This is a genomic window from Trichocoleus sp. DQ-A1, from assembly GCF_039961955.1.
Classification (GTDB): Bacteria; Cyanobacteriota; Cyanobacteriia; order Cyanobacteriales; family FACHB-T130; genus FACHB-T130.
The window spans coordinates 58291-70814 of record NZ_JAMPKE010000010.1 but is presented as its reverse complement, the minus strand read 5'-3'; the positions used below and the strand labels follow the sequence as shown (position 1 = coordinate 70814).

The 12524-nt window shown below is 46.2% G+C and carries 13 protein-coding genes; 5 read left to right on the top strand and 8 right to left on the bottom strand.

What is annotated here, in order from left to right:
* Positions 1 to 203 precede the first annotated feature (203 nt).
* The 4 genes from NDI33_RS12285 to rsmA all read right to left on the bottom strand — a co-directional run bounded on the left by NDI33_RS12285 (position 204) and on the right by rsmA (position 2803).
* Positions 204 to 380 carry a hypothetical protein gene (locus NDI33_RS12285; RefSeq protein ID WP_190524055.1) on the bottom strand — a complete coding sequence of 59 codons (177 nt, stop codon included), beginning with the start codon at positions 378 to 380 and terminating at the stop codon, positions 204 to 206.
* A 98-nt stretch (positions 381 to 478) separates the two neighbouring features.
* The gene (locus NDI33_RS12280; protein ID WP_190411597.1) at positions 479 to 814 is read right to left on the bottom strand and encodes a DUF3082 domain-containing protein; all 336 of its coding nucleotides are present in this window, start codon (positions 812 to 814) and stop codon (positions 479 to 481) included.
* Between the two features lie 49 nt (positions 815 to 863).
* On the bottom strand, positions 864 to 1811 hold the full coding sequence (gene ispE / locus NDI33_RS12275) for a 4-(cytidine 5'-diphospho)-2-C-methyl-D-erythritol kinase (RefSeq protein WP_190432523.1): 948 nt from the start codon (positions 1809 to 1811) through the stop codon (positions 864 to 866).
* A 137-nt stretch (positions 1812 to 1948) separates the two neighbouring features.
* Entirely contained in the window at positions 1949 to 2803 is an 855-nt protein-coding gene (rsmA, locus tag NDI33_RS12270; protein ID WP_190674874.1) for a 16S rRNA (adenine(1518)-N(6)/adenine(1519)-N(6))-dimethyltransferase RsmA, read from the bottom strand.
* 211 nt (positions 2804 to 3014) lie between these two features.
* On the opposite strand from rsmA, the gene NDI33_RS12265 reads away from it, so the two are divergent.
* The 4 genes from NDI33_RS12265 to NDI33_RS12250 all read left to right on the top strand — a co-directional run bounded on the left by NDI33_RS12265 (position 3015) and on the right by NDI33_RS12250 (position 6320).
* Positions 3015 to 3680 (top strand): TIGR00266 family protein, encoded by a 666-nt coding sequence (locus NDI33_RS12265; RefSeq protein ID WP_190674871.1) that lies wholly within the window; start codon positions 3015 to 3017, stop codon positions 3678 to 3680.
* A gap of 66 nt (positions 3681 to 3746) precedes the next feature.
* Positions 3747 to 4424 (top strand): TIGR00266 family protein, encoded by a 678-nt coding sequence (locus tag NDI33_RS12260; RefSeq protein WP_190674867.1) that lies wholly within the window; start codon positions 3747 to 3749, stop codon positions 4422 to 4424.
* 74 nt (positions 4425 to 4498) lie between these two features.
* On the top strand, positions 4499 to 5197 hold the full coding sequence (locus NDI33_RS12255; protein ID WP_347275876.1) for a TIGR00266 family protein: 699 nt from the start codon (positions 4499 to 4501) through the stop codon (positions 5195 to 5197).
* A 301-nt stretch (positions 5198 to 5498) separates the two neighbouring features.
* Entirely contained in the window at positions 5499 to 6320 is an 822-nt protein-coding gene (locus tag NDI33_RS12250) for a M48 family metalloprotease (RefSeq protein WP_190674862.1), read from the top strand.
* A 112-nt stretch (positions 6321 to 6432) separates the two neighbouring features.
* Here the strand turns inward: NDI33_RS12250 and NDI33_RS12245 are convergent, their stop codons facing one another.
* Complete coding sequence (locus NDI33_RS12245) at positions 6433 to 6945, bottom strand: hypothetical protein (protein ID WP_190411603.1); 513 nt, start codon at positions 6943 to 6945, stop codon at positions 6433 to 6435.
* A 112-nt stretch (positions 6946 to 7057) separates the two neighbouring features.
* Here NDI33_RS12245 and NDI33_RS12240 point away from each other — a divergent pair, with 112 nt between their 5' ends.
* Positions 7058 to 7483, top strand: coding sequence for a hypothetical protein (locus tag NDI33_RS12240; RefSeq protein ID WP_190429155.1), 426 nt, complete (start codon positions 7058 to 7060; stop codon positions 7481 to 7483).
* On the opposite strand, the gene thrB is transcribed toward NDI33_RS12240, so the two are convergent.
* From thrB to NDI33_RS12225, 3 genes are read right to left on the bottom strand one after another with little or no spacing between them, the layout of a single operon-like run.
* Entirely contained in the window at positions 7470 to 8435 is a 966-nt protein-coding gene (thrB, locus tag NDI33_RS12235) for a homoserine kinase (RefSeq protein ID WP_190432511.1), read from the bottom strand. The genes NDI33_RS12240 and thrB overlap by 14 nt on opposite strands.
* 55 nt (positions 8436 to 8490) lie before the next feature.
* Positions 8491 to 9618 (bottom strand): ATP-binding protein, encoded by a 1128-nt coding sequence (locus tag NDI33_RS12230; RefSeq protein WP_190432509.1) that lies wholly within the window; start codon positions 9616 to 9618, stop codon positions 8491 to 8493.
* 9 nt (positions 9619 to 9627) lie between these two features.
* Positions 9628 to 11937 carry a CBS domain-containing protein gene (locus NDI33_RS12225; protein WP_190674858.1) on the bottom strand — a complete coding sequence of 770 codons (2310 nt, stop codon included), beginning with the start codon at positions 11935 to 11937 and terminating at the stop codon, positions 9628 to 9630.
* Between the last annotated feature and the right edge of the window lie 587 nt (positions 11938 to 12524).

Genomic DNA, 12524 nt, shown 5'->3' with positions numbered 1-12524 from the left:
ACCAGTCATCGGCATTTTTACTGATTCTTTTTAATGACTTTCGGGAGATGCGAGCTAAGTTAGCTAGAATCAAGCTCATCTTGCCTTAAAATAGGAGTTTGTGGCGGTGATGGGCAAGAAAGCCGCATCAGAAAAAATTGCCAAGACAAGTCTTTTTGACAGTGCGAAATTGTAATGAGTATTACAATTTCCCTAGTAGTTGCTCATCTGATTAGGCATAGCAGTTCTAAATAACTCGGAAAGGTCAGATCCCAGACTTCGGGAGAGAAGTCTGGGATCTGATAGGCTGGCTCACCGCTCAAATCGGATTGCTCTAGTTCGCTAACGGCGCGGAAAATTGGGAAGCTAGCACCCACCATCGGCAAGCTTCCCCGATTCATTCCATTTGTCTCAAGATAAAAATGCCCACCCGACTTTTGGGATGCTAAAGCTCTCGACGGGTATCTCGCTTTGCCCTGAAAGTAATTAGATAAGAATTCTAATTTTGACTGGGTGGAGGCGTCCGATTCGTCAAGCGTTGAAAGGCGATTTGGATCGCTAAGGCAACTAGACCAACAGCCACTAAGGCAAAGATAGAGGTTGCCAGCGTGCTGACGCCCACCACGAGGGTGCGAACAGCGATCGCAATATTGATGGTCGTTACATTATCCGAGTGGATGGGCTTGGCAGCAAAGCTTTGAGCAATTGAATTGGTGAGGAAATAACAACCTGTTGCCATTGCTCCTGCGATCGACGCACCACTCAAACAGCGTAGAGGACTCGTGGGCGTTTGGACTGGGGCTGGTGGGTTATCTGTAGTGTTCGGATTATTCATAGATTAATTGAGCGATTCGCAATTAGGGGGTAGTGAATATTTAGCGCAATCAATGGGCAACAACCCGAATCCCAGCGGTGGTAAACGGTGCTACCCACAAATCTAAATTGGGTTCGGGGATTGACTTTCTTACGTGCTGCTGTACTTGTTGTGCTTTGGCTTCTGATTCTGAGAGAGCAAACACGGTTGGCCCCGATCCCGACATCATTGCCCCCAAGACCCCCGCTTCATAGAACGCTTCCCGCAGTCGCAGCACTTGGGGATACTCCGGCAATACGACTTTTTCTAAGTCATTGTGCAGTAATTGACCGATTTTCACCTGATCTTTCTTGAAGATGGCGTTAACCATCGATCCAGAATGTACCCGTTGTCTGCGAGCCTCTAAACTATCAGCGTCAGAAACGTAGGTACTGATATACTTCTGCCGGTAAGTTTGATAAGCCCAGGGTGTAGATACCGCAAGGTTGCGGTATTTGCCCAATACCACCCAGGGATGCTCCAAATTAGGGAGGGGAGAGAGTTGTTCGCCTCGCCCAGTTGCCAGCGCTGTCCCCCCCGCGATGCAAAAGGGGACATCTGAGCCAATTTTTGCTGCCAGTTCTTGCAATTCCGACTGAGTGAGTCCTAGATGCCACAGCAAATCGATTCCCATTAAAACAGCAGCAGCATTGCTAGATCCCCCTGCTAACCCTGCCCCCACGGGGATTCGTTTGTTGATGTTAATCTCGACACCGCCGTACTGGGCAAAAGCTTGGGGAAATTCTGCCGCCATCAACTCTGCTGCGCGGTAGGCAAGGTTGGTTTTGTCTGACGGTACTAGGGGATGATCGCAGTGAACTTGGATGGATTCAGTGCTAAGCGATCGCAAATCAATTTGGTCGGTCAGACCAACACTTTGCAGCACCATCGCCAGTTCGTGATAACCATCTGGGCGATCGCTGATAATTTCCAGATACAGATTAATTTTGGCTGGGGAAATCAGGGTATAGGAACGCATTAGGGTTTTGTAGATATATGCCCACAGGCTCTCATACTGGGGCTACATAAACCAAGTTTGACGAGAGCAGGCTTAGTCAAACAAGCGATCTTTTCAGTCCGCGCACCATCCTGACAAGAGTTTGTGTAGCCGCAACTTTAGTCGTTAGGCTTGAGCAAATTACTCAAAGCAACCCACTGGGTAAGGCCCAAGTCTTCGGCGCGGGCTTGAGGGTTTACTTCTAATTGTTCCAGTATTTGGGTGAGGCGATCGCGCTCAACCACACTTTTCAAATTATTTCGCAACATTTTGCGCTTTTCGGCAAAGCCGAGTTTAACTAAATTCTCTAGGTGCTTGGGATTCTGGGCGGGCGGTTCTATCAATCGCGGACGCAGCCGCACTACCGCTGAATCTACTTTGGGCGGCGGATAAAAGGCTCCCGCTGGCACAATACAGATTAATTCGCACTCTGCCAAATACTGCACCCGCACGGTTAATGCCCCAAAATGTTTCGTACCTGGTTTGGCATAAAGCCTTTGTGCGACTTCTTTTTGCACCAGCAGCACGATGGAATCAAACGGTTTAGCGGCTGGCTGGGCAATTGTACCTAACAACTTTTCCAGAATCGGGCCGGTGATGTTGTAAGGAATATTGGCAACAACTTTATTGGGATATTGGAAGGCTGCAAAAGGAGCAAGTTGAGCGTCTAAGTCGAATGAAAGGAAATCGCCTTGCAAAAGTAAAAAATTATCAACTTTACCTAATTGTTTAGCCAGCAGTTGACATAAATCGCGGTCAATTTCAACCGCAACAACAGATTGAGCTAAAGGTAATAAGCGACGAGTCAGGATGCCGGTGCCGGGGCCAATTTCTAAGACCCGTGAAGCGGAGCGATCGCCCCCAGGCGACTCGTCGCTGGTGGATAACTCCGCTGCGGCGACAATTTGATTGAGCGCCTTGTCACTCCGCAGCCAGTGTTGAGCAAATTGTTTTCGAGGTTGAGGCGATCGCATGGGGAAAGGATGCTTTTACAGTCTTCCTTCCAACCTACCACGCGGTCAAGTTGCTGCTTCCCCCAAGCTAGATAATGCCCTCAATCCAGCGTCCAGGCATTTTATCTGCTCAGGAGCGACTTATTGCTTTTTCTTAAAAAAATCTGGATACCGGAAAAACTTCTGCCAGACTTGTATAGGTTTGCATCCTCCACAAGCAGGAGATTTGTCAGTGAAGTACGAAATTCGCTATAAACCAGCCTTTGCCTCTATTTTTGTCATCCTGAATCCCGGTGATAGCCTCACTGCTGAGGCAGGAGCCATGACCAGTATGGATGCCAAGTTGTCTGTAAAGACGGAATTTTCGGGGGGTTTAATCTCCGGATTGCTGAAGAAATTCTTTGGTGGGGAATCCCTATTTGTGAATGTCTTCACCAACAATACACAGCAACCTCTGAATTTAGTATTAACTCAATCTACGATTGGCGATATTGCTTGTATTGACTTGCGGGGCGGACGAGAAATTTGCTTTCAACCAGGTGCTTATATTGCCCATAGTCCAGGCGTGAATATGGGAGTTCAGTGGGCAGGTTTTAAGAGCTGGATCTCAGGAGAAGGGCTGTTTAAGCTGAAGTTAAGCGGTCAAGGTCAGGTGTTTTTCGGTGCTTATGGTGGCATCATTCAAAAACGAATAACGGGTGAATTTGTGGTTGATAGCGGTCACTTAGTTGCCTACGAACCTGGCATCAAAATGAGTGTTGGACTTGCAGGTGGCTTGCTCGGTTCTGTCACGTCGGGGGAAGGTTTAGTCAACCGGCTGACGGGGCAAGGTGAAATTTATTTACAATCTCGCAGTGTTGGTGGTTTGGTTGGGTATTTACGTCCTAAATTCCGTTAATAAAGCTACTCAATAATCGTTTTTTCGCCTAATTACTGATTACATAAATCAAGAGGATTTGAAGCGATGGATGTGGAAGTTTTACATCAACCGGATAGCGCGATCGCTCGCGTTACTCTCGGTGCCGGTGAAGAATTAGTCGCCGAAGCTGGCAGGATGATTGCCATGAGCGGTTATATCAATGCCAGTACGACTTTACGGCAAGGAAAAGGCGGCGGAATTTTAGGCGGACTGAAACGTATGGTTGCAGGGGAGTCGTTGTTCTTGAGCGTTTTTCGCTCTCCTACGGCTGGAGGTGAAGTATTTTTAGCTCCCAAATTGATGGGTGATATTTTGCTTTATGAAATGACTGGATCTGGGTTAGTCGTGCAATCGGCTTCTTACCTTGCTAGCGAGTCAGATGTTGATATTGAATTAGGATTTCAAGGCTTGAAATCTTTGTTCTCTGGGGAATCAATTTTTTGGTTAAATGTCAGCGGTCATGGCTCTGTTCTGCTTTCTTCCTTTGGGGCGATTTATGAAATTCCTGTGAATGGCGAATATATCGTTGACACGGGACATATTGTGGCGTTTGAGAAAAGCCTGAAGTTTGAAATTAGAAAAGCAACTTCCAGTTTAATTGGTTCGTTTTTGGGCGGAGAAGGATTTGTTTGTCGGTTTCAAGGACAAGGTCGAGTATTTTGCCAAACTCACAATCCGGGTGCCTTCGGGGTGCTAGTCGGTTCTCAGCTGCCGCCGCGATAAAGAGTGGTAATTTGTCATTAATAAATGGATTTTGAACGATTACCAATCCTTCAATTAGTAATTAGCAAAGGATAATTATGAATGAGATTGCCTACGAGATTGAGCATTCCCCAGCCTATGCTTCCCTGCGCCTCGACTTACAAGCAAATCAAACTGTTTTAGTAGAATCGGGTGCAATGGCAGCAATGGATACCTGCATTAAAATGAAGTCCAAAGTCAAAGGTGGCTTAATGCAAGGGATCGGTCGGATGCTAGGCGGTGAATCTTTATTTTTGAGTGAATTTACCGCTGAAGGAAGGGCAGGACAACTCTATGTTTCGCCTGGAGTCCCTGGAGATATTCAACATTACTACTTGAGTGGCAATGGATTAATGGTGCAATCTTCGGGTTTTGTTGCAGCAAATCCTAGTGTCGAAATTGATACTAAGTTTCAAGGTTTTAAAGGCTTCTTTAGTGGGGAGTCGTTATTTTTACTGAGAGCAACAGGTCAAGGAGATATCTGGTTTAGTTCTTATGGAGCAATTGTAGAAATTCCAGTTGCCGGTGATTATGTAGTAGATACGGGCTATATTGTGGCGTTTGAAGACTCGTTACAATACAATGTCGAAATGTTGGGAGGCTTGTCATTTAAAGGGCTGAGAACTGGAATTTTGGGCGGGGAAGGATTAGTTTGTCGCTTCCGGGGTCAAGGGCGTTTATGGATTCAGTCGCGTGAGCTTTATGCACTGATAAATTTCTTGAATCCGTTCCGTCCAGTGAAGAGTAGTAACTAAGCTGAATCTTGCTGTAACTGCACGAAATAGAACTTTTAGACGGTCGCGTTATGTCGGTTCTTACTTAAGGACAATTATCGAAAGGAACCTCACCCCCAACCCCTCTCCGTGAACGGAGAGGGGAGAATATTGAACCTCTGTGGGTAAATGGGGTGGGGGTGAACTGTACGGCATCTAAATAGAGAATTGCGATCGCGTGCAGGTAACTCACGATGCAAGTTTAGAAAGAAGGTCAATGCATTGCTATAACGGATGCAACTAGGCAATGCAGTAACAATAGCGTTTTTGGAGCAAGCCTGAAGTGTCTGGAACTGCAACATCAAGCGATCGCAACCCACCTCCCAATAACCGTCAGTTACTGATTCTCTTAGGGCTGTTTATTGGATTTATCGTCGGCGTTATTTGGCTGCTGGGGTTGTTTATTAATAGCTTGGTGTGGGTAATTCCTCCCAGCGTAGAGCGACAGTTGGGTGCCGTCATTGTCCCGGCTTATGAGCGCTTGGCGAAGCCCTCACCGGCTCAAGATACGCTAAATCAACTGCTCGATAGGCTGGAGACAAAGTTACCTTCCGAGCAGCGCCAAGCGCGAGATTATCGGGTGCTATATGTACCTGATAATACGGTGAATGCGCTGGCGCTACCGGGCGATCGCATTATCATCTACGCCGGTTTGCTGAAACAGACGGAATCGGAAAATGAGCTGATGATGGTGTTGGGGCATGAATTGGGGCATTTCGCCCACCGCGATCATTTACGGGCGTTGGTGCGACAACTACTGTTACCCATTGCGATCGCTACTGTCTTTGGGGATGCTGCTGGGTTATCATCGGCAGCGGCGACGGGTGTTCAAGCTGTTAGCAGTTCCCGATTCTCTCAATCTCAGGAATCTGAGGCGGATGAGTTTGGCTTAACATTGTTGCAACAAACTTACGGTCATGTTGCGGGTGCAACCGACTTTTTTGCTCGAATGAGTCGCAAAAGGGGTGCAGACTTTGATTTCTTGACCTCCCATCCTGCCCCTGGTAGGCGCGTTAAAGAATTGCAGCGCTTAATTGAGCAGCGGAATTATCCTGTACAAAAGCGATTGGCTTTACCGGAAACACTGGCGAACCTGGAAAAATAGCCAGCGCTCCCAGACCTAACCGTCCACCCCTTCCTACCTTTCTAAGGGGCGCAAGCTATCTTCAAAGCCCCTCTCCGAATCGGAGAGGGGTTAAGAGAGATGTTTTTCCCGTTCACACGACTTGATTCGTAATCATCCACACAGTGCTATCCGAGCGGACGTAGGGAACCGAAATTTTGCTGAATCCAGTAATGAAAGGTCTGTTGTATAACTGCCAATAACTGGGACTAATCTCATCAGCGATCGCCTTGAGCGCTTGCACTTCCTGCTTCAGTTCCTCCGCCAGTTCGTTAATTCGTTCAGCGCGATCCTGAGCGCGTTGTTTTCCTTCCTCTACCTGCTCTGCGAGAGGATGTTGTGTCCGCCCCTGCAATAACTCTTGCAATCCTTGCGATCGCCCGATCTCCTTCAATTTAGCTTCCAAGGCAGCGATCGCATCATCGATTCCCTTGACTTCAGCAGAGATTTGTGCTGTTTCTCTAGCATGACGACGATAAGCCTCAACGATTGCTTCTGGCGTGTTATAGCTTGGCAATACTGGATCGACTTTCAGGATGGCGCGTTCTTCTTTGAGCGCCTCAATCTGAGTGCGAATCGCTTCAATTTCTACTTGAATTGGCTCCATAATTACTTTCCTAACTTAGGTGAATAGTTCCGTAAAACTTCTGGCATTTTGTGAATCAATTTACAGGGTTACGATTACTCGACATTAATTCACCCGTTTGTTGACCTAACTTATGTTGAACCGAATTAGTCTTAAAAAGACAGCAAATTCGTTTTTAGTCATTGCCACAATTTTAAGTATGGAAACGGGATTGCTAAATGAGTCAATGCCTGCTTTAGCGGATATGACTACAAGTAACTGGAGCGAATGGATTGAAATCAATGAAACCAACAGTGTCAGCCGAGTGACGAATCGGAGAGACGATACCAGCCAGAACAACTGTCTGGATAATGCGCTTGAATTCCTGAAAAGTAGTAATGCCCAAGAGACAGGAGTTATCACAGAAGCAGCTTACGGACGATTTGGGAATCTGTCAGCTTATTTAATTTGTGCGCCTGAAGGGGATAAAGTTCTCGTTTTTGTTTCAGGACCTAGAAATCAATCTCGACAAATTCAGCAGTTACGCAAAAATCTGAGTGACCAATTTAGGAAATATTAGAGGTTTTCGCCCCGTGGGTGTCAATCGAGAGCGATCGCACTTGTGCCATAATTCCCTCATCCTTCCAAGCCGCCGCCATTGCCTCCACAACTGTCGGTGCCAACGCCGCCTCTGCTAAAGCTAATAAAGTTGGTCCCGCACCACTAATTACCATCCCAAAAGCACCAGAAGCCATTGCTGCCGAGCGTACAGCATCATATCCTCGAATCAACGCTGTCCGATAAGGCTGATGGATTCGGTCTTGCATCGCAACTCGCAACCAGTCACCCCTGCCGGTTTCCAACCCTCGCAACAATAAACCCAGATGAGCTGTATTAAAAATTGCATCAGCACGACTGTACTGAGTTGGTAAAACTCGCCGCGCTTCTTCAGTTGAAAGTTCAAAATCCGGAATCGCGACTACTGGCACAATCTCAGAATGCCAAGGAATCTCACAAATTGCCCATTCTTCTTTGCTTTCTCCGTGTCTGTGCGGTTCGTCACTCAAACCCGTCGCTGCTAGACGACACCCCCCCAACAGTGCTGGAACCACATTATCAGGATGTCCTTCCAGAGCGATCGCGATTCTTCCCACCTCATTTTCATCTAGAGGTGCCCCAGCCAGACAGTTCGCACCCACCAAACCTCCCACAATTGCCGTCGCCGAACTCCCCAGTCCTCTTGCCAGGGGCACACCCAGCTCGATCTCAATCTGCACAGGCGGTGGCGTTTTCCCGATATGCTCGTACAATTTCACAAATGACTGGTAAACCAGATTATCAGCACCCGTGTTGACTCGTGCAGCTTCTGTTCCCTCGACCGTAATGCTGAGTCGTGTTACAGCATCCGCTTCCAGGCGTGTGAACTTGAACTGGTTGTACAGCGTTAAAGCTGCGCCTATGCAATCAAAACCCGGCCCCAAGTTAGCAGTTGTGGCTGGAACGCTGACGGTAACGGTAGAAACAGGATGCATCTCAACGAATTGCGAAATAGACTATTATAGACTCTACCGTTTAACAGCCTGCTATCTATGAAGGAACATTTTTTTCCGGCATTACGCAGATGTTCAATGGCAGCATGACTGTAAAAGTAGTCCCCACTCCAACTTCACTATTTACAGCAATCTCTCCACTCTGTAAGTCTAAACATTTTTTGACAATCGTTAGCCCTAGCCCATGACCGGGAATATTACTCACATTTGCCGCTCGATGAAATGATTCAAACAATAGTTCTCGATCGGCTGGAGGAATGCCAATTCCGTTGTCTTTTACCTGAAAAACTGCCTCTCCATTCTCACACAAAAGTTCAAAGTAGATATTGCTGCCTTGGGGTGAATATTTGATAGCATTTACCAACAAATTGCTAAATATATGCCGTAGTAGTTTTTCATCCAAACAAGCATCATCACAGTCACCTTCATTGGTGAAAATAATTCTATGCTTTGAACCAGAGCTGAATTGCACATGTTCTACCAAATCTCGGCAAAAACATACTAAATCCAGGGGTTTTGGCTTGCATTCTAGTTTTCCTTCGTCTGCTTTTCCAAACTCTAAAACTTCATTTAACAAATTGTTCAGCGAATGAACTGATGTTTGAATAAGATAGAAATACTCACGCCTTCTAAGTTCTGTTAATTCGTGACTATAAGATTCCAGTAATTCAGCAGAAGATAAAATTGCGGTTAGCGGGTTACGGAATTCGTGGGCAACCATGAACCAAAAGCGAGATTTGAGTTCGCTTAATTGTTTTTCTTTTTCAAGAGCCACGCGAGTTGCTGCTTCGGCTAAATGTCTGCGAAGTGCGATTTCAATCGTAGTATGTAAATCTCTTTCATCAAAGGGTTTAATTATATAGCCAAATGGATCTGTGACTTTGGCTCTTTCCAGTGTTTGTTTGTCAGCGTAAGCAGTTAAATAAATTACTGGAATATCAAAGTTTTTATGAATTTCTTCAGTGGTCTCTATTCCATCCATTTGCCCTTTCAACATAATATCCATTAATACTAAATCGGGCTGAATTTCTGATACTTTTTGAATTGCCTCCTCTCCCGAAGCCACAGAAGCAACAACGTTATATCCTAAGCGTTGCAAGCTTTTTACGATATCCTTGGCAACAATTCTTTCATCTTCAACTACTAAGATTTTTGCCTTTGCCATTTTTTTTATTTATGTCTTCCTAATGTTGCCGATTTCTGAAAATGTGATAAAAAAGCTTGTCCCTCTACGACTATCAAGTTCGATAGTCCCGTCTAATTGTTCAGTGAGGGTGCAGACTAACTCCAACCCCAAGGATTCAGTATTCCGGAAGTCCAAGTCTTTCGGGAAACCGATTCCGTTGTCACTGACGTTCAAAATAAATTGATGATTGCCGTTTGAGTAAATATTAATACAAATTTCCTTATCGATACTGGGCGTTGGAAAAGCGTGTTTTAAGGAATTGGACATTAATTCATTGATAATTAGACCACAAGGAATCGCTGTATCAATGTTTAGGTTAATGTCATTAACGTTTGTTGTCAGCGTAATTGCCTGAGAGCTTGCTTTGTAGGAACGAAGTAAATTTCCTGCCAGGTCGCGAATATACTCAGCAAAGTCTATCCTAGATAGGTCTTTGGACTGATACAATTTTTCGTGAATCAGAGCCATCGAGCGAATGCGATTCTGACTGTCCTTGAACATTCCCAGAACCTGTTCCTCTTTGGTATAGGCAGATTGCAGCTTTAACAGACTAGAAATAATCTGTAAATTGTTTTTGACGCGGTGGTGAATTTCCTTCAGTAGCACCTCTTTTTCTTTAAGCGAAGCCTTGAGTTGCTCTTCTGCTCGTTTGCGTTCGGCGAGTTCAGCTTGTACTTGCTGATAAAGTTCAGACTGCTGAATTGCGATCGCTACTTGCGTTGACAATTGTTTGAGCAAATCAATCTCAAACTCCCGCCACCGCCTGGGCCCCGAACAGTGATAGGCGCACAGCAGACCCCACAAATGTTCTCCTTGCAGAATCGGAACCACGAGACTCGCTCGGATATCATACAAAGCCAGGATATCAATATGACATTGGGTTAACCCGGTGGTATAAATATCTGCTGTGACTTGAATACGCCCTTTTTTGTAGGCTTGGGCATAATTCTTCCCAAAGCAATTGTCGTGAATTGTGCTACTTAGAGCAGGTTGCCAGCCCTCAGCGACCGATTCGACAACGACAGTGCCACTCATATCTGGATTAAAACGGTAGATAATCACGCGGTCAGTTTGGAGAAATTGCCGCACTTCAGCGACGGCGGTGTTCAGAATTTCGTCCAAATCGAGTGATTGATGAATGCGGAGGGCAATTGTGGTTAACAGGCGATTGCGCTCAAGCTGTTCCAACAGTTCCGCTGGGCTTTCCTGTCCTTGAGGTTCTAGGGTTTCATTGTGCGGGGGGAGAGAGGATTCGGCTTCAAACTGCTCGATCGATTGCTGCAATTGCTCTACTGCTGTAGATATTTGTGTGAGATCGAGCGTTTGCAAAAAACTGGTTTGGGTAACAATACCTAACAGCTCCCTGGGATTCTCCGACACCACAACTCGCTGCACCTGGTGCTGCTGCATTTCCCAAAGGGCAACTAACACTGAATCTGAGGGGCTTAAAGACAACACGGATGCCCTCATTACCCTAAACGCCTGTATCTGCGATAAATCCAGGCTGAGAGCCTGAAGATCGATGATGTCCCGTTCGGTGACAATCCCTACTGGCTTCAGGAGGGTTGTTAGCGTAGCGGTAGGTCGCACGTTTTGAGTTTTGTTAGTGTAGCGATGCGTAGGAAGTTTTGAGTGTTGAACCTTTGCTTCGCTCAAGGGATCGGGTTGAAGTTTTGAGTTTTCAATAGAACTCGACTCGGAACTTTCTTCTGTAAGCACAACACAATTGACCTGGTGTTCTGCCATTAATTGAGCTAAGCTCAGCGCCGAAGCCGTCGCCGGTGCTTGAATAACTGGGGCAGTCATCACTTCTGTCAAAGGCTGCGATTTGATTAGCTCATCGAGGGGCAGTGCTTGGCGAATACTTTCGAGGGTGATAGTGCCCACCACTTGCCTTTGCGCGTCTATAACAGGTAGGTGGCGAATTTGATGCTGGCGCAGGATTGACAATGCTGTGAAAATATTCTCTGTGTCAGATTCAGTCAGAGCGATGCTCGGCTGCGTCATCACCGAGGCAATCTTGACTTCTGCTAAATTGATTCCTGAGGCGATTACCTGGATAGCATCTGTGTGGGTAAACACTCCGATTAACTGCAACCCTTCTACTACAAAGACAGCGCTAGCTCGTGCCTCGCTCATTAGCACTGCTTCTGGGGGTATCTTCAAACTAGGAAGTACGCAACTGCTTTTCGCTTTGCCCATCATGGCGATCGCGTCCATCAGTGGGGTGTCAGCCGATACAGTCAGAGGACGACGATCGATGACAGATTCTAAGCTAAGCAATCCCTTTGTTGGCATGGGTCAACCTGTGTATTATTGCGGTGTATTGCAGTGGGCGATCGCATACTTGCATTTGCAATTCCTCTATTACCAAATAGATTTTGCGAAAAGCAGTTGCTCCTTCACTTAGGATTCCCGCCAGAACTGTATTCGGTATCACATCGCCGCCTCGCAACGGGATTTATTTGACACAAATTGCCTTCACACAAGTTGCCGCGCCTTTTGCGGTACAGTCAAAATTCACCAATCGCTACTACCGGCACCCTATTTGCGTGCAGGAAGGTAAATCTTTGATTCGTCTCTAGGCTTCGCGTGCTTTTGCCCTCATTCATCAAATTCATGACAGCAAGAAAACATCCCCGCAACCGTGAAATCCCATATGATTCGGATGTTTTACCAGGGCGATCGCTTTTTTACCACCTCCACCTTAGCTAGATCCTACCTAGCCAGAGAGTTAAGACAAAACCCTTTTTAGCATACCTTTTGTCAACCTCTTAAATCCTCTTGCTAAAGGAATATTTAAATGGATATTGATTTAACTAATATCTGCGCTGGCAGCATCTGACAAAAGGGTGAAATCCTAATAATTGGGAAGATATATAGTG

Bases quoted from the DNA above. Each gene is read 5' to 3' on its own strand.
- NDI33_RS12285 (WP_190524055.1), bottom strand. From the start codon at position 380: ATGAATCGGGGAAGCTTGCCGATGGTGGGTGCTAGCTTCCCAATTTTC.
- NDI33_RS12280 (WP_190411597.1), bottom strand. From the start codon at position 814: ATGAATAATCCGAACACTACAGATAACCCACCAGCCCCAGTCCAAACG.
- ispE (WP_190432523.1), bottom strand. From the start codon at position 1,811: ATGCGTTCCTATACCCTGATTTCCCCAGCCAAAATTAATCTGTATCTG.
- rsmA (WP_190674874.1), bottom strand. From the start codon at position 2,803: ATGCGATCGCCTCAACCTCGAAAACAATTTGCTCAACACTGGCTGCGG.
- NDI33_RS12260 (WP_190674867.1), top strand. From the start codon at position 3,747: ATGGATGTGGAAGTTTTACATCAACCGGATAGCGCGATCGCTCGCGTT.
- NDI33_RS12245 (WP_190411603.1), bottom strand. From the start codon at position 6,945: ATGGAGCCAATTCAAGTAGAAATTGAAGCGATTCGCACTCAGATTGAG.
- NDI33_RS12240 (WP_190429155.1), top strand. From the start codon at position 7,058: ATGTTGAACCGAATTAGTCTTAAAAAGACAGCAAATTCGTTTTTAGTC.
- thrB (WP_190432511.1), bottom strand. From the start codon at position 8,435: ATGCATCCTGTTTCTACCGTTACCGTCAGCGTTCCAGCCACAACTGCT.
- NDI33_RS12230 (WP_190432509.1), bottom strand. From the start codon at position 9,618: ATGGCAAAGGCAAAAATCTTAGTAGTTGAAGATGAAAGAATTGTTGCC.
- NDI33_RS12225 (WP_190674858.1), bottom strand. From the start codon at position 11,937: ATGCCAACAAAGGGATTGCTTAGCTTAGAATCTGTCATCGATCGTCGT.